Source organism: Alkalilimnicola ehrlichii (assembly GCF_003399765.1).
Lineage (GTDB): Bacteria > Pseudomonadota > Gammaproteobacteria > Nitrococcales > AK92 > AK92.
This window is the reverse complement of record NZ_NFZV01000005.1, coordinates 161,517-179,447: the sequence shown is the minus strand read 5'-3', so window position 1 is coordinate 179,447 and position 17,931 is coordinate 161,517. Positions and strand designations below refer to the sequence as shown.

The following is a 17,931-nucleotide window of genomic DNA, read 5'->3' as shown; positions in this document are numbered from 1 at the left end:
GGCGCCGTTGTCTGCCAGTTCCCATGCGTAACGGCCCGTTCCGCTGGAGCGCACGCCGTAACGCGTATGCTCGCGCGGCAGCGTATCGTCGTGATTAACGAAATAACCCGCCCAATTCTCTTCCGCCATGACGTAGGTATTCCACGGTGTGACACCATGGGCGCAGTTATTCAACGTACCGCGGACGCGGGTTCCATTGGGGCTGTACTTAGTACGAACCAATCCGGAACCGCGGACAGGGCCATGGATTTCCATTTCGGTTAGAGCCGTAATCCGTCGATTACGCACATCCGGTTGAACGGACCATTCGTTGTTCGTTCCTTTACGGATGCGCGCCACGCTGATACCGTGCGCATTCATCTCCTTCAGGACTTGATCGGCAGCGCGCGTCCCGTCGCCCTTGGTCGGATAATGGCCACGATTGAACGGCTGCCCGATCGCTTCGACATGCATGAAGCGCGGCTCGATATACTCGTGATTCATCACCAGCAAGCCGTCTTCCGAACTACCTTCGTACGGGTCTTCCCCTTCAATCGGGAAGAAATGCATCCCGTCGTGGTGCATACCTACCTGCTGCCCTTGGTCGGCACCGCTATTGGACAAACTAAAGGCCGGATAGGAGCCGGTAATCGGCTGCCCCCAGGGCATCAGTACGTGGTACCTATAGCCTTCTGGAACCACAATGTCGTCGGATTCGCTCAGGGGCACCGTTGTAAAACCGAGCGTAGGCTGACCGCCTCCACCGCCGCCGCCCCCACCGTTATTAGAGCTACTGCTACTGCCGCAAGCGACTAATCCGGTGCCGAACAGGCCCACCATCGCCGCCCCTAAAGTGCCTTTCAAAAGGTCGCGGCGCCCCATACGCGCTTCGAGAATACTGGCGAAAGTCGCGTTGTCGGAATGGTTACATAATGGCTCGTCACCATTGTCGACCACGTTCAATTTGTTCCGTTTATTATCCGTCATTCCTCTAATCCTCTGCCCTACGGTAAAGACGTGGGCAGAGCTTGCAGGACGGATATGGCGGCAGCGTTAACGCGACATGACGATTTTAAGACTAGGCAAAAGGGTAACCGCTAGCTTCCGCCATTAGCGGCGAGATAGAACTCCTCGGCACCAGGTTGATGCTCGCAAGCGGCAAAGATCTTTTCCATCAACTCCTCTCCCCAACGAGATAGCGGCATCCACACTTCCCGCGTCAATACCAGAATATCTCTTTGCACATCCGGCGGCGGCGACACAGGGCTGTACACGACAAATCCATCGCCAGAAAGACGGCCAAGCACTAACGGAGGGCACACGACCGCTGCTCTCAATGCATCGGCAACCGCATCGAACCGACGTGCTATTTCTATTGATTCTGTTGTCATCCTGACATCCTCGAGAATAGATTCGTCAAGAAAGCGTTGCACCCTACCCCCGCACCTTTTTCTTGGCTCGCTCGATGGAAGACCAAGAAGACGGCAAGCAGAGCAAACATCTCCTTAACAACAACAACAACCCGAGTCGACCCATCCTGGACCGGCTCCAGTTTGCTTCGATATGGAAACCCAACAAAGGTTCACAAGCAGCGATAAGACCAAGCGGGCGCGATCGATATCCGTCGCAACCGCCCCGCCTCTTGGCGAGCAAGCACCGACACCCGTAACGGTAACGCCGCAAAACACTATGCTCATTACTCCGCCTAATCCAGCGGCACCCAGCCACCAGGTAATATGGGGTGCCTGTTACCGCAGAAAAGAATATGAATGTCTAAATGGATACGAAAGCTGTTGTCTCCCCCACCGCACGCTCACCGCAAGGCAAGTCTTGCAGGGCGAAGTCAATCACCGCCACAACTACTCGAGGTCAAGGTCGGGAGAACGCGCAAAAATCTGCCTTACGCGGCGCACGGCTCCGTTGGGCATGGACAAAGCCGTTGGTTGGTAAGCGGTGCATCTATAGTATCGGGGAAACGGCTCGCAATCATTGCTCCTGCCCGTATTGAAAATACGGCAGCATGATTACTCAGACAGATGTCGAAAGAATGTAAATCCGATTACGGGCAAATGGACAACACAGCAAAGCGTGACGAGTGGCCGATCGCCGGACGAGCCCGGCCAGCCGAGCAGCACAAGGTTAAGGAAGAGTAATAACTAAATTATCGCGGTGAACCAGCTCAGGCTCATCGACATAGCTCAACAGGTGCTCGATCCGGCTGCTCGCGTGCCCCTTGATGGCATCGGCTTCCTGAGCGCTATAGTTTGTCAGCCCTCTTGCCACCTCCCGACCGTCAGGACCGATGCAGGCGATCATCTCACCGCGAGAAAAATTGCCTTCGACACGTGTCACACCCACCGGCAGTAGACTGCTCCCCGCTTCCCGCAGCACCTTTACGGCGCCCGCATCTATCCAGACTTTCCCAGCGACCTGCAAATGGCTTGCAAGCCACTGCTTACGAGCAGCCACAGGCTCTCGACTGGGGAGAAGCAAGGTGCCGATCGCTTCCGACTGGCGCAACCTCTCTAAAACGGCCTCCTCGCGACCGGAAGCGATAACGGTTGCCGCCCCGGAGCGGGCAGCGCGGGCCGCCGCCCGAACCTTCGTCAACATCCCGCCGCTCCCCAGCGCCCCAGCGCCCGCGGAGCACATCGCCTCCAATGCCGGATCGCCAGCGAGCCCTCTGGAAATCAAACGGGCGTCCGGGTTACTGCGCGGATCGCTATCGAATAGTCCTGCCTGATCGGTAAGGATGGCTAATAAATCAGCCTCTACGAGATTGGCAACCAAGGCTGCCAGCGTATCGTTATCGCCGAAACGAATCTCGTCGGTGGCCACGGTGTCGTTTTCGTTAACGACCGGCACCACGCCTAAATCAAGCAATGACTTCAGCGTGCTGCGCGCATTCAGGTAACGCTTACGGTTCGACAAGTCGTCATGCGTTAACAAAACCTGCGCCGTATGGATGCCATAGCACTGGAACTCGGACTCATAGGCTTGAACCAAACCCATCTGCCCTACTGCCGCCGCCGCCTGCAACTGATGTAGTGCATGCGGACGACGCAGCCACCCTAAGCGTTTGATTCCTTCTGCAACAGCCCCGGAAGAGACCAGCAAAACCTCGACCCCAGCTTGGCGCAGACGCACGATCTGCTCGACCCAAGAGGCAATACGCTGCCTATCCAAGCCGCGACCGTCATTCGTTACCAGAGCACTGCCGACCTTGACAACCCAGCGCCCTGACCGCTCGAGTCGGTCCCGCTCCCGCGTTTCCATAACGTTATACTTCCGCTTCCGGCCCGGCGCTAGCGTCGGACACGTCGCCGTCAAGCTGCTCGATGTGATTCATGATTTCCTGGCATAAGTACTCCGTACCCTCGCCGCTTAAAGCGGAAATCCGAAACACCGGACCATGCCAACCCAGACGCTCGATCAACTCGCGCGCATGAGCGTCACGTGCATCCGCCGGCAACATATCGAGCTTATTCAACACCAGCCAACGCTCTCTCCCAGCCAACTCCGGGCTGAAGCGTTCCAACTCGGCGTAAACACTTTCTATATCTACGATGGGATCATGGTCATCCATCGGCACCGCATCGACGATGTGCAACAGCAAACGCGTACGCGACAAATGCTTAAGGAAGCGAACGCCTAAACCAGCCCCTTCAGCCGCGCCTTCGATAAGCCCCGGTATATCGGCGACGACAAAGCTACGCCCCGGACCAATACTCACAACGCCCAGATTCGGGTATAGGGTCGTAAACGGATAATCGGCCACTTTCGGCCGCGCGGAGGAGACTGCGCGAATAAAAGTAGATTTACCGGCATTAGGCATACCAAGCAAGCCCACATCGGCGAGGACTTTCAGCTCGAAACGCAGTTCTCGCCGCTCGCCGGGAGTCCCTGGCGTGGCACGGCGCGGTGCCCGGTTAACGGAGCTCTTGAAATGAATGTTACCGAGCCCGCCACGACCGCCTTTGGCAACCAGCAAACGCTGCCCATGCCTGACAAGGTCGCCAATGAGCTCCTCGGTACCTCGATCCCACACTAAAGTGCCTACCGGCACTTTAATGACCAGCGGCTTTCCGCTCTTGCCGCTGCATTGTTTACCGGAGCCGCCCTCGCCCCGTTCAGCGGCGAAACGCCGAGTATGACGAAAGTCAGCTAAGGTGTTGAGGCCTTCGTCGGCTTCGAGCAACACATCGCCGCCGCTACCGCCATCGCCGCCATCCGGCCCGCCCCGTGGGACATATTTTTCTCTGCGGAAGCTGACAGAGCCATTGCCGCCGTCACCGGCCGTTACGCGGATGGTTACTTCGTCGACGAACTTCATGCTGCACCCGAGCCTACTTCACCGAGCTTATATTGTGCACAAAAAGCCCCGCACAGGGACGGGGCTTTTTCCAACGCGGGAGCGTCGGGTCACTCAGTTCGGGCGAACGCTTACGAACTTACGGTTACGAGAACCTTTGACCTCGAAGACCACATTACCGTCTGCCTTGGCAAACAAGGTGTGATCACGGCCGACCCCAACGTTTTCACCCGCGTGAAAATGCGTGCCGCGCTGCCGAACCAGGATGTTACCAGCGACAACGGCCTGACCGCCGAAGCGCTTCACACCCAGTCGTTTCGATTCGGAATCGCGACCGTTACGAGTACTACCGCCAGCTTTCTTATGTGCCATTGCCTATACCTCTCAACCAGCCGAAATGCCGGTGATCTTCACTTCGGTAAACTGTTGGCGGTGACCAAGCGTACGCTTGTAGTTGTGCCGGCGTTTGAACTTGATGCCGGTCACCTTCTTGTCCTTGGCATGCCGTAGCACGGTCGCGGAGACCTTGCCACCGGCCAGGACCGGCGTACCAATCTTGACGTCGTCACCGTCAGTGACCATCAGCACCTGGTCAAAATCCACGGACGCGCCTTCATCAGCGTCCAATTTTTCGACCTTCAGGGTTTCACCCTCGGAGACACGATACTGCTTGCCTCCGGTCTTGATAACGGCGTACATGTCCGTACTCCCAAGGCTTCTGCGACCTAACAAGGGCGGGAATTTTAGCCCCTTGCCTTCTCAAGGTCAAACTAAAGAACGCCTCTTGTATCAAGATAAGGGTATTATTTTCGAACACCGAGCCTTTTCAAGGAACCGGAAACGACAAAACCTCTGGTTTCGACATATATAGTGGGGGCTGTCGAACCGGTACATCTTAGACCTAGCGATGCAAGACAGAAGCACGAACCAGATAACGATTCAAGAGCAAGGGAATTATTCTTCGCCTTATTCAGGTACAATACGTTCTGCTTTAGTCGTACTTAATCTTGACACTCAGAAAGCCCCCCCTAGCATGCGGGCTTTCTCAACACCGAGCCCCTGGAATGGATATCGACGCCATCCGTTCACTAGCCGCGGAAGACATGGCTGCCGTGAACCGCCTCATACAGGCACGGCTCAGCTCCGACGTGGTCCTGATCAACCAGCTCGGCAGTTATATCGTCAACAGCGGCGGTAAACGGCTGCGGCCTTTGATCGTTCTACTGGCAGCGCGAGCCAACGGTTACCGCGGCGAAGATCACATTCAATTGGCAGCGGTCATCGAGTTTATTCATACCGCGACCCTGCTGCACGACGACGTTGTAGACGCCTCCGAACTCCGGCGCGGCCAAAACACCGCAAACAGCATCTGGGGTAACGAAGCAAGCGTCTTGGTCGGCGATTTTCTCTATTCGCGCGCCTTCGAAATGATGGTCGAAGTCGGCAAAATGGAGATCATGGCCGTTATGGCCGGCGCCACCAACACAATTGCCGAAGGCGAGGTGATGCAGCTACTCAATATTCATGAGCCTGACATTACCGAAGCGCATTACTTAGACGTCATTTATCGCAAGACGGGCACGTTGTTTGAGGCCGGCTGCCGATTGGGCGGCATGATCTCGAACGCGTCTAGCGAGGTTATCGACCAAATGGCGGCTTACGGCAAACACCTCGGTAATGCCTTTCAGCTTATCGACGACGCGCTTGATTATGACGGCGACGTCGAAGAGATCGGCAAGAACATTGGCGACGACTTAGCGGAAGGCAAACCGACAATGCCACTCCTCTATGCGATCCGCACAGGCTCCCCAGCGGACGCGGACATGCTGCGAGAGGTCGTACGAACCGGGGGCCGCGACCGCATAAAAGAAGTTCACGAGACCATTGAAAAGACCGGAGCGATAGCCTATACTCGCCGCCTCGCTAAGCTTGAAGCGGACAGGGCAAAAGAAAGCCTCGGCTGTCTCCCGAACAGCGATTATAGGCAAGCCTTGGAAAGACTGGCTGATTTTTCGGTCGAACGCACCGCTTAAGGCGAACTCGGGGTGTAGCTCAGCTTGGTAGAGCACTGTCTTCGGGAGGCAGGGGCCGGAGGTTCAAATCCTCTCACCCCGACCATTTAACGAAAGCCCGGCATCCATGATGCCGGGCTTTTTTTATACTCTGCCGCCAACGCCCGACCATGAACTGTCGCTGCGAGACGCCCAGCACCGCTGACAGCGAATGGACAGCGTCACAAGGGCAGGAAAGGCGAGCGGCCACTAGTTAGCGCTTACTGCATAAGTTATATTGAGGAACCTGCAGCGACTGGCAAGCCATCGTCGCTGCCCAGCACGGATACGCTAGCAAATAACTAAGATAACGAATACGTAATCACTTATGGCCACAGTCAATCCCATGCTGAATTTTAGTGGACTTGCCGGCAGGCTCGTCCGTGACGGCCTAATTAGCGAAGACAGTGCGAAAACGGCCTTAAGCGAAGCAAGACAAGCCCGCACCCCGCTAGTTACCTACTTGGTCGAAAGCAAGCTGGCGCCAGCAAAGGCTATCGCCCAAGCGGCTTCCGAGGAGTTTGGCCTACCGCTGTTCGACTTAGACGTGATGGACAGCGACGGCCAAGCGGTTTCTCTGGTAAAAGAGAAACTGATTCGAAAGCATCGGGCCTTGCCTTTGTTCAAGCGTGGCAAACGACTGTTTGTTGCTGTATCGGACCCAACCGATATCAACGCGCTCGATGAGCTTAAATTCCATACCGGTCTTACCACCGAAGCTATCCTCGTTGAAGACGACAAACTCGGCAGAGCCATCGAGCGTGCACTCGACGGTGCGAACAGTGCGATGGCCAATCTTGATCTCGACGAAGATCTCGACAACCTATCGGTAAGCGGCGGCGGAAGCACCGACGAGGACAGCGCAGAGGTCACTAACGTCGACACCGACGACGCTCCCGTCGTTCGGTTTATCAACAAGATTTTGCTCGACGCCATTAATAAAGGTGCCTCGGATATCCACTTCGAGCCGTACGAGAGAAAATACCGGATACGTTTCCGCCAAGACGGCGTGCTGCGAGAAGTTGCCGCCCCCCCGGTTACGCTCTCCCCCCGGCTTTCCGCGCGGCTGAAAGTCATGGCACGGCTCGATATCGCGGAACGGCGAGTCCCCCAGGACGGCCGTATCAAGCTCAACCTGTCGCGCACCAAGGCTATCGACTTTCGGGTTAATACTTGCCCCACACTCTACGGCGAGAAGATCGTTCTACGTATTCTCGACCCCAACAGCGCAAAACTTGGCATTGATCATCTCGGTTACGAAGAAGAACAAAAAGAACTGTTCCTCAATGCCATCCATAAACCCTACGGGATGGTCCTGGTAACCGGGCCGACCGGTTCCGGTAAAACGGTGTCGTTGTACACGGCTTTGAATATCCTCAACACCGACGATCGCAACATATCGACGGTCGAGGACCCGGTTGAAATCAACCTCCCCGGCATTAACCAGGTCAACCTCAACATCAGAGCCGGGCTGACCTTCGCCTCTGCCTTGCGAGCTTTCTTGCGCCAAGACCCCGATATCATCATGGTCGGCGAGATTCGCGACTTAGAAACCGCTGAAATTGCCATTAAAGCGTCGCAAACCGGCCACTTAGTACTATCCACGCTGCACACCAACGACGCGCCGCAGACTTTGACCCGGCTCGCCAACATGGGGGTTGCACCCTACAACATCGCCTCGTCGGTAAGCTTGATTATCGCGCAACGCTTGGCACGCCGCCTTTGCAACAACTGCAAGCAGCCGGCAGCCCTGCCGCGGGAGGCACTACTTAAAGAAGGTTTTCTCGAAGACGAGCTGGACGACCTCACCGTCTACGAACCCAAAGGCTGCGAACAATGCGCCATGGGCTATAAAGGACGGGTCGGCATTTATCAAGTCATGCCGGTATCGGAAGCAATGGGCCGCATTATCCTGGAGGGGGGAATGCGATGCAGCTCGCCGAGCAAGCGAATAAGGAGGGAGTTGCCGACTTACGCCGCTCGGGTTTGTTAAAAGTAAAACAAGGGATTACTAGTCTCGCAGAACTTAATCGCGTCACGAGAGATTAAGACAGGTACATCGGCGAGACAGATTCCAACGCGTAATACTCCAAGGAAAGACTGACTATGGCAGAGAAAACAATAAAACTTGCCACTTTTGCCTGGGAAGGAATCGATAAAAGAGGGGCTAAGGTAAAGGGGGAAAGCCAAGCGGCGAGCGCAAACTTAGTCAAGAACGAGTTACGCAAGCAGGGCATTGTCCCGCGCAGAGTACAGAAAAAGGCAACGAGAAGGCGCGGCGGTGCTATCAACTCGGCCGACATTGCCATATTCAGCAGGCAATTATCCACCATGTTGAGCTCGGGTGTGCCGCTGGTACAGGCCTTCGACATCATCGGACGGGGACACCGAAAATCTAGCATGCAAGACATGGTGCTAGGCATAAAAGCGGATATCGAGGCGGGAACCTCCCTAACGGAAGCGCTAGGCAAGCACCCTCTCCAGTTTGACCCTTTGGTCAGAAATCTGGTTAAAGCAGGCGAACAGGCAGGTATTTTAGATACTCTGCTAAACAAGATAGCGACATACAAAGAAAAAACCGAGTCGCTGAAAAAGAAGATTAAGAAAGCGCTTTTTACCCTGCCGCGGTCATTGCAGTGGCGTTTGTCGTGACGGTAGTTCTACTCGTCTGGGTTGTTCCCCAGTTCGAGGCGCTGTTTCGCGGGTTCGGAGCGGACCTACCGGCTTTTACCCGTCTGGTGCTAGACCTTTCCGACTTCGTCCGAGATAGAGGCGTATGGTTATTCGCCGGCATCGCCTTCGGTATCGGCGGATTTATTGCTGTAAGAAAGCGCTCACCGCAGTTCCGCCGACTCATCGATCGTTTATCGCTTAAGATACCGGTCATAGGCACTATCCTTGAGAAAGCGGCCTATGCACGTTATGCGCGCACCTTATCGACGATGTTCGCAGCAGGCGTTCCTCTCGTGGAAGCCTTAGAATCGGTCGCAGGAGCCACAGGTAATATAATTTTCGAGGAAGCGGTACTGGAAATGCGCGACCAAGTCGCATCCGGCCAGCAATTACAACTGGCGATGCAACAGGCTGAGTTGTTCCCCAATATGATGGTGCAGATGGTAGCCACAGGCGAAGAAGCCGGCACATTAGACAGCATGCTTGCCAAAGTCGCAGACTTCTATGAAGAGGAAGTCGACAACACCATCGACAGCCTAAGCAGCTTGCTCGAACCCTTCATTATGGTCGTACTCGGCGTCCTCGTGGGCGGCCTCGTTATTGCCATGTACCTGCCTATCTTTCAGTTGGGGCAAGTGGTCTAGCGGCCACGGCCGCGGCATCCGCGTTTAGGCTTTCATCGACAATCTTCAGGCGCCAGCTAATGTTCGATTATCTACAAGACTCCCTCGCCGCCTTCATCGGCGTTACCTTTGTCCTTGGTTTGCTGGTGGGAAGTTTTTTGAACGTCGTTATTTTGCGCGTTCCGAAGATGTTGGAAGCAGACTGGCGCCAGCAGTGCGAAGAATTCCTCAACCCCGACGAGTCTACTAAGACGCCCGAACGCCGCCACAGCCTTTGGTGGCCGCCTTCGCATTGCCCGGAGTGTCAACGCCGCATTCGCCCCTGGGAAAACATCCCGGTTATCAGCTATCTGTGGCTGAAAGGTCGTTGCCGCGGCTGTAAGACGACCATTTCGATCCGCTACCCGGTAGTGGAGCTGTTCACCGCCATTGTATCGGCAGTAGTCGCCTGGCAATTCGGCTATAGCTTCGAAGCCGCGGCGGCCTTACTCCTCAGCTGGAGCTTGATTGCTCTATCGGGGATTGATCTAGATCACCAATTACTGCCAGACAACCTAACCCTGCCCCTCATTTGGATTGGGCTTCTCCTAAGCCTCGGCGGTTACTTCACGCAGCCGCAAGACGCCATTATCGGTGCGGTTGCCGGGTATCTGTCGCTCTGGAGCGTATTCCATCTATTCCGTTTATTAACCGGCAAAGAGGGCATGGGGTACGGTGATTTCAAGCTATTGGCCGTATTCGGCGCTTGGTTAGGCTGGCAAGCTCTCCCGGTAGTGATCCTTCTATCATCGCTGGTCGGCGCATTAGTAGGCATCGCGCTTATTGCGTTCCGCGGCCAGGATCGCAACGTTCCTATTCCGTTCGGCCCTTATCTGGCCGCTGCAGGATGGATAGCGCTACTATGGCAAGACGATTTAGTGGGCGCTTATCTAAGATGGGCAGGGCTAAACTAATGCGGAACCCTACAAGCCTTTATATTGTCGGACTGACTGGCGGTGTTGCGAGCGGCAAGTCAACCGTCGCCGAGCTTTTCGCCGAACTGGGCGTTCCCGTACTGGATGCCGATGTAGCCGCGCGCGAAGTCGTAGAGCCAGGAACGGCGGGCTTGGCCCGGCTTGTCGACACTTTTGGCGCTACCATAATCGATAAACATGGGCGCCTAGACCGGCGCAGCTTAAGGAATGTCGTCTTTCAAGACCAAACCGCACGGCAGCAGCTAGAAGCCATACTGCATCCTTTGATTCGGCAGCGCCTACTTGACCAACTCGACCAAATACAGGCAGCGTACGTTATTCTCGTAGTACCGCTGCTGGTCGAGTCGGATTTCAGTAAACTTGTTGACCGTATCTTAGTAATCGACGTGCCGGTAGAAACCCAACGCAGCCGGCTCATGCAGCGAGACGCCTGCGATAGGACACAGGCGGATGCCATTATCGCATCGCAAACGGAAAGACAAAGGCGGCTTGACGCTGCCAACGACGTACTCGAAAACAGCGCCGGTCCTAACGAACTAAAGCCGAAAGTCGAAGCTTTGCACCGGCACTACCTGAGCTTGGCTGCCGAACGAAACCCTGGCTAGGCATGCTTTGCCCTTCGGTTAAAGCAATATATACGGAAGCCAAGCACTCGCGGTCAGATACACGCCAGGCTGTTCGCCGGCCCAACATGGCGACCGCAGACACATTAGGCGATGTAATACGCGGCGGCAAGCTAAGCCCGCCCTTGGAATAGCAAGGATATGGCCCCATGGCGAATGCCGAGCAGAATTTACTCATTTACGAACAACCGCTCAACGAACGGGTTCGTACGCTGTTGCGGCTTGAGCTTCTCTATGACGAGGCGCAAAAAGCCATCCAAGGCGATACGGTATGGCATAGCAGAAGAGCCGTTGACTCGCTCATCGCTATCCTCGGCGTATTGGAACGCGGCGACCTGCGCACCGACTTGGTACAAGAACTCGAACGTCTCATCACAACGCTACAGCGACTGGAGAATAGCCCCGGCGTTGCCCAAGAGCGCCTGCAAGAAACCCTTGGCAACGCTCGAAGCCTGATTAACGAACTCCGCGCCGTTCGCGGCCAGCCGGGCTGCGAACTTAAAGCCGACGAGCTACTCAATAGTATCATTAAGCGCAGCGGGATAGCTGGCGGCACCTGCGGCTTCGATCTTCCAACCTATCAAAACTGGCTAAGCCAAGCCGCGGCTAAACGCCAAGCTCAGCTGCAAGCATGGCTTGCTAGTTTCGACCCGCTCCGAAGAAGCGGCCAGTTGCTGCTTTCCGTCTTACGAGATAGTGCTATTCCGCAGCAACAATGGGCGGAGCGAGGAAATTACCAGCGAACGTTAGAGCGCGATGTTCCCTATCAGCTGATCCGCATTGGCTTACCTGAGGGAGCCCACTGCTTTCCGGAGATAAGCGGTAGCAAACTCTTTTTCACCGTCCGCTTTCTATCGCAAGACGACACCCGGGAGCGGCCGGTACAGATAAACGACGACGTAGAGTTTCAACTCTGCTGCTGCGTGATTTGAGGTATGAAATGACTGTAGTCCGTTGCCCAACCTGCGATACCAAAGTGGTTTGGAACTCGGAAGCTCGTTACCGGCCATTTTGTAGTCGGCGCTGCAAACTCATCGATCTTGGCGCTTGGTTTGACGGTAGTAATCACATCGCCGGCAATGAGTTGAACGAGCCGCTCTTTGACAATATCGACAGCGACTACCCTTCCGCCAATGAGTAGTTGCCGGCGCCCGGCTCATAAGGTCGATTACTCGGGTACTTGCCAGAAGGCACGAATACCAGCGATCCCTTGCCCGCCGGCACGGTAGACACGCTCCAGGGAAGTCGTGTCGACACCCCCAAGGCATACACAGGCAGCGCTGCCTCGGCCGTCAGCTCACGAAACCCCTCCCACCCTAACAGCCTGGCACCTGGATGAGACGGTGTCTCGCAAACCGGAGACAAAACGGCAAAATCGGCGCCGATGCGGGCAGCTTGTGCTAACTCAGTCGCACAGTGGCAGGATGCGGCAACCCAGTAAGCGTCCGGTAAAGGGCGCTCGCCCAAAGCCCTTAATCGCGCCGAACTCAAGTGCACGCCATCGGCGCCAAGCTGCCGAGCCCGCTGAGGCGCGGCATTCAGCAAAACGCGAGCTCCACGCGAACGGGCCCTACCGATAGCGCGTTTCGCGATTTCGGCAAACGCCGGGCTATCCTCCGGCAAGCCGAGTCGCAACTGTAATAGCGACACACCGCTATCCAGCGTTTGTTCGAGGGTCGTGAGGAAACGCTCGACCTCGGTACCGACGGACCCGCTAATGGCGTATACCGGCGGCAACTGAACGGCGGAAACAATTGGCCGATTCGCGGCCGGGAAACGGTAAGCGCCTAACGAATCCGGCTCAACCCACGCCAACGGTTGTCCTTCCCGCCCTTCAGGTTCTCCGGCAAAAGCTTCTACCCGCCATACATCGAGCAATACGTAGCGATCTGGGTAACGAAAGGGGATTTGGATCAGAGGCCGACTGCGCAGGGGCCGAATATGGACCTCTTCCCAAAGCTCCCGCGCCAAGGCGGCTTCGACGCTCTCGCCCGCCTCGACTTTACCGCCGGGAAACTCCCACAAATCGCCTTGATGAACATGCTTCGGCCGCCGAGCGAGTAGCACCCGCCCGGCAGCGTCGAAAACGGCCGCTACCGCAACATGCAGCGGCTTACTCTCATACTTGGCGCTCATTCAGGTGCGATAGTCGGCATTGATCCGGACATAATCGTAGGAGAAATCGCATGTCCAAACCGTCGCCTCGGCGCTGCCTCGCTCCAAACGGATGCCGATGGTCAATTCCTCCTTAGCCATCCGCTCGGCAGCTGCCGATTCGTCATAATCCGCCACACGCCCCCCTTTGTCAGCGATCAACAAATCGTCGAGATACAAGCGCACACGCTCGACCGCCAGATCGTCGACACCCGCCCTACCGATCGCAGCCAGAATCCGCCCCCAATTAGGGTCGGCGGCAAATAACGCCGTTTTTACCAAGGGCGACTCGGCAACGGTAAATGCAACCTGCTCTGCCTCGGCGACCGTTTCGGCACCTTCGACCTTAACGGCAATAAACTTGGTCGCTCCTTCGCCGTCGCGGACGATGGCCTGCGCCAACTCGATACAAATATCCGTTAACGCAGCGACGAAACGCCGATAATCGCTATTCTCAGCGTCGATGACAGACGCGCCCGACCGGCCCGTCGCCAACAACAGCAGTGCATCGTTAGTGGACGTATCGCCATCCACCGTAATGCGGTTAAACGAAACCGCCACCGCTTCTCGCAGAGCCGAGTCCAACAGCTCCGGCGCGACAGCCGCATCGGTAGCGACAAAGCTCAGCATTGTCGCCATATTCGGCCGAATCATGCCGGCCCCTTTGGAAACGCCGGTCAGGGTCACTCGCTGCCCGCCTAGCTCAAGCGTACGACTCGCCGCTTTCGGTACGGTATCCGTCGTCATGATACCTTCGGCGGCAGCTGCCCAGCCCGTGTCGCTGAGCTCAGCCAATAGCGCGGGCACAGCAGCCTTAATACGCTCAACCGGTAACGGTTCGCCGATCACGCCGGTCGAGAAAGGTAGCACCCGCTCGGGCTCGCAACCGGCGACCTCGGCAACCGCCGTACAGCAGGCTATCGCGTCCGCCAGCCCCCGTTCGCCTGTGCCCGCATTAGCGTAACCGGTATTAATGAGTAAATAGCCTGGTCTGCCCACGGACAAGTGCTGTTTTGCCACCTGCACCGGAGCTGCGCAAAAGCGATTCTGCGTAAAAACCGCCGCACACTGCGTATCCGGTGCCAGCTCGAACAACACCAGATCGCGTCGATCAGGCTTTTTAATCCCCGCCTTGACGGTAGCCAAGCGCACGCCGGCGACCGGCATCAACTCCGGTAAACCTTGATAACCTACTGCCATCGAGTATTTATTCCGTTAAGCGTCCGTGACACTGCTTATATTTCTTACCGGAGCCGCAAGGACAAGGCTCGTTACGGCCCACTTTACGCTCTTGCCGCACAAATGTTGTCGCCCCTGCAGCAGCCTGCCGCGCCTCTTCTTCGTCAACGCCTGGGCTGCCCGGGTCTTCGTGCTTGAACTCCATTTTCCCTTGGCGGCGGCGTTGCTCTTCCACCGCTTCGACGTCCTCCTGCGCCCGCACCTGAACACGCGACACGATAGAAATGATCTCGTGCTTAATCCGGTCCAGCATCTCGGAGAACATCGCGAAGGCTTCTTTCTTGAACTCCTGCTTAGGGTTGCGTTGCGCGTAACCGCGCAAATGGATACCTTGCCGCAAGTAGTCCATAGCGGCCAGATGCTCTTTCCACTGCGCATCCAGCACTTGTAGCATCACCGCCTTCTCGAACTGCCGCAGGACCTGCGAACCCGCCTGAGCTTCCTTATCCTTATACTGCTCGGCGATCGCCTCAACGATCCGCTCCCGCAAGGGCTCTTCGTGCAGGCTGTCGTCCTCGTCCAACCACTGCTGAACCGGCAATTTCAGATTGAAATCGCCCTCCAACGCCTCTTCCAAGCCAGGGATATCCCATTGCTCGTCGACGCTGCCAGGCCGGATGAATTGATCAATAACCTTATTCACAACATCGACCCGCATCGATGCGATCGCGTCACCGACTTCCTCGGCCTCAAGCAGCTCATTACGCTGAGCGTAAATGACCCGACGTTGATCGTTGGCGACATCGTCGAAGTCCAGAAGGTGCTTACGAATATCGAAGTTATGCGCCTCGACTTTCCGTTGGGCATTTTCGATCACCCGCGAGACAAGGCCGCTCTCGATGGCTTCGCCTTCCTGCATCCCGAGTCGCTGCATGAGGTTGCTAACGCGGTCAGATGCGAAGATCCGCAGAAGATTATCTTCTAGCGACAGGTAAAACCGAGTCGACCCAGGATCGCCCTGACGTCCCGAACGGCCGCGTAGCTGATTATCGATCCGGCGCGACTCATGCCGCTCGGTACCAACGACGTGGAGGCCGCCTGCTTCCACGACTTTATTGTGCCGCTCTTCCCATTCCTGACGGGCACGCTCAAGTTGTTCTTGGCTCGCATCCTCGCCGAGTTCGGCAAGCTCGGCATCCAGATTGCCGCCAAGCACGATGTCAGTACCGCGCCCCGCCATATTGGTTGCGATCGTAACCGTCCCCGGCCGCCCGGCCTGCGCAATCACGTGCGCCTCTTTCTCGTGCTGCTTGGCATTCAGCACGTTGTGCGGGATCTTATTCTGCCGCAACAGCTGCGCCAGATACTCGGAAGCCTCAATGGAGGCCGTACCGACCAGTACAGGCTGGCCGCGCTCGCGACAATCCTTGATATCTTCGACGATGGCGTCGAATTTCTCTTTTGCCGTGAGAAAGACAAGGTCGTTATGGTCCTCGCGGATCATCGGCCGGTGAGTAGGAATAACAGCGACTTCTAAGCCATAGATATGCTGAAATTCGTACGCCTCGGTGTCCGCCGTACCGGTCATGCCGGACAGCTTGTCGTACATCCGGAAGTAGTTCTGGAAGGTAATCGATGCCAGCGTTTGATTTTCGCTTTGGATAGGTAACCCTTCCTTAGCTTCAACCGCTTGGTGTAAACCCTCCGACCAGCGCCGACCGGCCATCGCACGACCGGTGAATTCATCGACAATGACGACTTGGTTATCGCGCACTAAGTAATGCACATCGCGCTGGAACAGCGCGTGAGCCCGCAAAGCCGCATTCAGGTGATGGACAAGCCCGATATTGCGCGCGTCGTACAGGCTCTCGCCTTCGCCTAACAAGCCTTCCTGCTTAAGCAGATCCTCGACCTGACCGTGCCCTTGTTCGCTGATGTAAACCTGACGCGATTTCTCGTCGACGTAGTAATCGCCTGCCTCTTCCTCGGTTTCGATTTCTTCTCCCGCCTGCCGCTTGAGCTTTGGCACGATTTGATTCATGCGCTGGTACAGCTCGCTACTTTCCTCGGCTGGCCCCGAAATAATCAAAGGGGTTCGAGCTTCGTCGATAAGGATCGAGTCGACTTCGTCGACAATGGCAAAGTTGAGCTTCCGCTGGGTACGGTGCTCTTTACTAAAGGCCATATTGTCGCGCAGGTAATCGAAGCCGAATTCGTTGTTCGTACCGTAGGTAACGTCGGCCGCATAAGCTTCCTGCTTTTCCTGCGGCGGCATTCCGGGTACGACCACACCCGTGGTCATTCCAAGGAAACCATATAGACGCCCCATCTGCTCGGCGTCGCGCCGCGCAAGATAATCGTTGACCGTGACTACGTGCACACCTTCGCCCGGCAAGGCATTAAGGTAAACGGCCAAGGTCGCCATCAGGGTTTTACCCTCGCCAGTTTTCATCTCGGCGATTTTGCCCCGATGCAAAACCATCGCACCGATAAGCTGTACGTCGAAATGCCGCATGCCGAGCACGCGCTTGGACGCTTCCCTAACCGTTGCAAACGCCTCCGGCAACACATCGTCGAGAGTTTCGCCCTGTTTAAGGCGCTGGCGAAACTCTTCTGTCTTCGCCTTCAGTTCGCTGTCCGACAAACCGCTGAAGTCGGTTTCCAAGTCGTTAATACGGTTGACGGTCTTGCGCATCTTACCGATCAAGCGGTCGTTGCGACTTCCGAAAACCTTCTTTGCAATCGCGCTTAACATATAGGGTTATCCGCGTCTGATGTGACTTCCGTATACAGGCCTATTCCAGCCGCCTGGGAAAAACGCTTACTATACTGTATCTATTCCGCGTTTTTTACCATTGTGAAAGCGTTGCGCTATCTTGCCACCACAAACCGAGGCCAAACGAATGGGCGATCGTACCGACGGCCCCCGCCGACTGACTCAGTGGTTACGCCAAACAGGCGGCGGAACTAGCGCCAAAATCCTGAACCAAGCCTCCCGCTTAGCTCAACTCACGAGGACGCTGGAGCGGCAATTGCCAACGAATCTACAGGGCCGTTGGCAACTGGCAAAAGTCGAACCGGGGGCACTGGTCTTAGTCGCGGAATCGCCAGCGTGGGCAGCGCAGTTACGCTTTGCGCAACACACTTTATTGGAGACAGTCGAGCAAGCGCTCGGGTTCCGCCCGAGAACGGTACAGGTGCGCAGCAACGGCTATCGACCTCTGCAACGCGAGAAACCGCGACAAAAACGGACATGAGTCGTGAGACGGCCGAGCTTATTGCCTCCAGTGCCGCCGCAACGGAAGACGCCCGCCTGCGCCAAGCCTTAGAGAGGCTGGCTCAAGCGGGCGCCGGCAAGAAAGA

Annotated in this window: 14 protein-coding genes, 1 tRNA gene and 3 pseudogenes; 9 read left to right on the top strand and 9 right to left on the bottom strand. The window is 56.3% G+C overall.

The genetic code is table 11. From position 1 onward, the window contains the following. Positions 1 to 48: 48 nt before the first annotated feature. The 6 genes and pseudogenes from CAI21_RS25840 to rplU form a co-directional block, all read right to left on the bottom strand. Positions 49 to 819, bottom strand: a pseudogene (locus CAI21_RS25840) (PhoX family protein); the annotation flags it as partial. A gap of 257 nt (positions 820 to 1,076) precedes the next feature. Next, positions 1,077 to 1,370 carry a hypothetical protein gene (locus CAI21_RS22855; RefSeq protein ID WP_147305047.1) on the bottom strand — a complete coding sequence of 98 codons (294 nt, stop codon included), beginning with the start codon at positions 1,368 to 1,370 and terminating at the stop codon, positions 1,077 to 1,079. A 748-nt stretch (positions 1,371 to 2,118) separates the two neighbouring features. After that, the gene (proB, locus tag CAI21_RS07015; protein ID WP_116301627.1) at positions 2,119 to 3,255 is read right to left on the bottom strand and encodes a glutamate 5-kinase; all 1,137 of its coding nucleotides are present in this window, start codon (positions 3,253 to 3,255) and stop codon (positions 2,119 to 2,121) included. Between the two features lie 4 nt (positions 3,256 to 3,259). Next, positions 3,260 to 4,312: an Obg family GTPase CgtA gene (gene cgtA / locus CAI21_RS07010; protein ID WP_116301626.1), complete on the bottom strand. Its 1,053-nt coding sequence runs from the start codon at positions 4,310 to 4,312 to the stop codon at positions 3,260 to 3,262. 93 nt (positions 4,313 to 4,405) lie between these two features. Next, complete coding sequence (rpmA, locus tag CAI21_RS07005; protein WP_116301625.1) at positions 4,406 to 4,663, bottom strand: 50S ribosomal protein L27; 258 nt, start codon at positions 4,661 to 4,663, stop codon at positions 4,406 to 4,408. 12 nt (positions 4,664 to 4,675) lie between these two features. Beyond that, entirely contained in the window at positions 4,676 to 4,990 is a 315-nt protein-coding gene (rplU, locus tag CAI21_RS07000) for a 50S ribosomal protein L21 (RefSeq protein WP_116301624.1), read from the bottom strand. 365 nt (positions 4,991 to 5,355) lie between these two features. Between rplU and ispB the strand changes: the two genes are divergently transcribed. From ispB to CAI21_RS06960, 8 genes and pseudogenes are all read left to right on the top strand, one after another. After that, entirely contained in the window at positions 5,356 to 6,324 is a 969-nt protein-coding gene (gene ispB / locus CAI21_RS06995) for an octaprenyl diphosphate synthase (RefSeq protein ID WP_116301623.1), read from the top strand. 8 nt (positions 6,325 to 6,332) lie between these two features. Beyond that, positions 6,333 to 6,409: transfer RNA gene (locus tag CAI21_RS06990), tRNA-Pro, on the top strand. Between the two features lie 261 nt (positions 6,410 to 6,670). Next, positions 6,671 to 8,391 (top strand): annotated as a pseudogene (gene pilB / locus CAI21_RS06985) (type IV-A pilus assembly ATPase PilB). Positions 8,392 to 8,448: 57 nt separating this feature from the next. Further along, positions 8,449 to 9,659, top strand: a pseudogene (locus CAI21_RS06980) (type II secretion system F family protein). 59 nt (positions 9,660 to 9,718) lie between these two features. Next, positions 9,719 to 10,591 carry a prepilin peptidase gene (locus CAI21_RS06975; protein WP_116301622.1) on the top strand — a complete coding sequence of 291 codons (873 nt, stop codon included), beginning with the start codon at positions 9,719 to 9,721 and terminating at the stop codon, positions 10,589 to 10,591. Beyond that, positions 10,591 to 11,217: a dephospho-CoA kinase gene (gene coaE, locus CAI21_RS06970; protein ID WP_116301621.1), complete on the top strand. Its 627-nt coding sequence runs from the start codon at positions 10,591 to 10,593 to the stop codon at positions 11,215 to 11,217. Before CAI21_RS06975 ends, coaE begins: the two co-directional genes overlap by 1 nt. Positions 11,218 to 11,384: 167 nt before the next feature. Further along, positions 11,385 to 12,167 (top strand): cell division protein ZapD, encoded by a 783-nt coding sequence (gene zapD, locus CAI21_RS06965; protein WP_116301620.1) that lies wholly within the window; start codon positions 11,385 to 11,387, stop codon positions 12,165 to 12,167. Positions 12,168 to 12,175: 8 nt separating this feature from the next. Further along, positions 12,176 to 12,376, top strand: a complete 201-nt coding sequence (locus CAI21_RS06960) for a DNA gyrase inhibitor YacG (protein ID WP_116301619.1) — start codon at positions 12,176 to 12,178, stop codon at positions 12,374 to 12,376. Here CAI21_RS06960 and CAI21_RS06955 read toward each other — a convergent pair. The 3 genes from CAI21_RS06955 to secA are packed head-to-tail and all read right to left on the bottom strand — an operon-like array spanning position 12,355 to position 17,323. Beyond that, entirely contained in the window at positions 12,355 to 13,371 is a 1,017-nt protein-coding gene (locus CAI21_RS06955; RefSeq protein ID WP_309544664.1) for a Nudix family hydrolase, read from the bottom strand. The genes CAI21_RS06960 and CAI21_RS06955 overlap by 22 nt on opposite strands. Next, on the bottom strand, positions 13,372 to 14,589 hold the full coding sequence (gene argJ, locus CAI21_RS06950; RefSeq protein ID WP_116301618.1) for a bifunctional glutamate N-acetyltransferase/amino-acid acetyltransferase ArgJ: 1,218 nt from the start codon (positions 14,587 to 14,589) through the stop codon (positions 13,372 to 13,374). A gap of 7 nt (positions 14,590 to 14,596) precedes the next feature. Then, positions 14,597 to 17,323 (bottom strand): preprotein translocase subunit SecA, encoded by a 2,727-nt coding sequence (secA, locus tag CAI21_RS06945; protein ID WP_116301617.1) that lies wholly within the window; start codon positions 17,321 to 17,323, stop codon positions 14,597 to 14,599. Positions 17,324 to 17,471: 148 nt separating this feature from the next. On the opposite strand from secA, the gene CAI21_RS06940 reads away from it, so the two are divergent. Further along, a complete protein-coding gene (locus tag CAI21_RS06940; RefSeq protein ID WP_116301616.1) occupies positions 17,472 to 17,825 on the top strand; it encodes a DciA family protein in 354 nt (117 codons plus the stop codon). Positions 17,826 to 17,931: the final 106 nt, after the last annotated feature.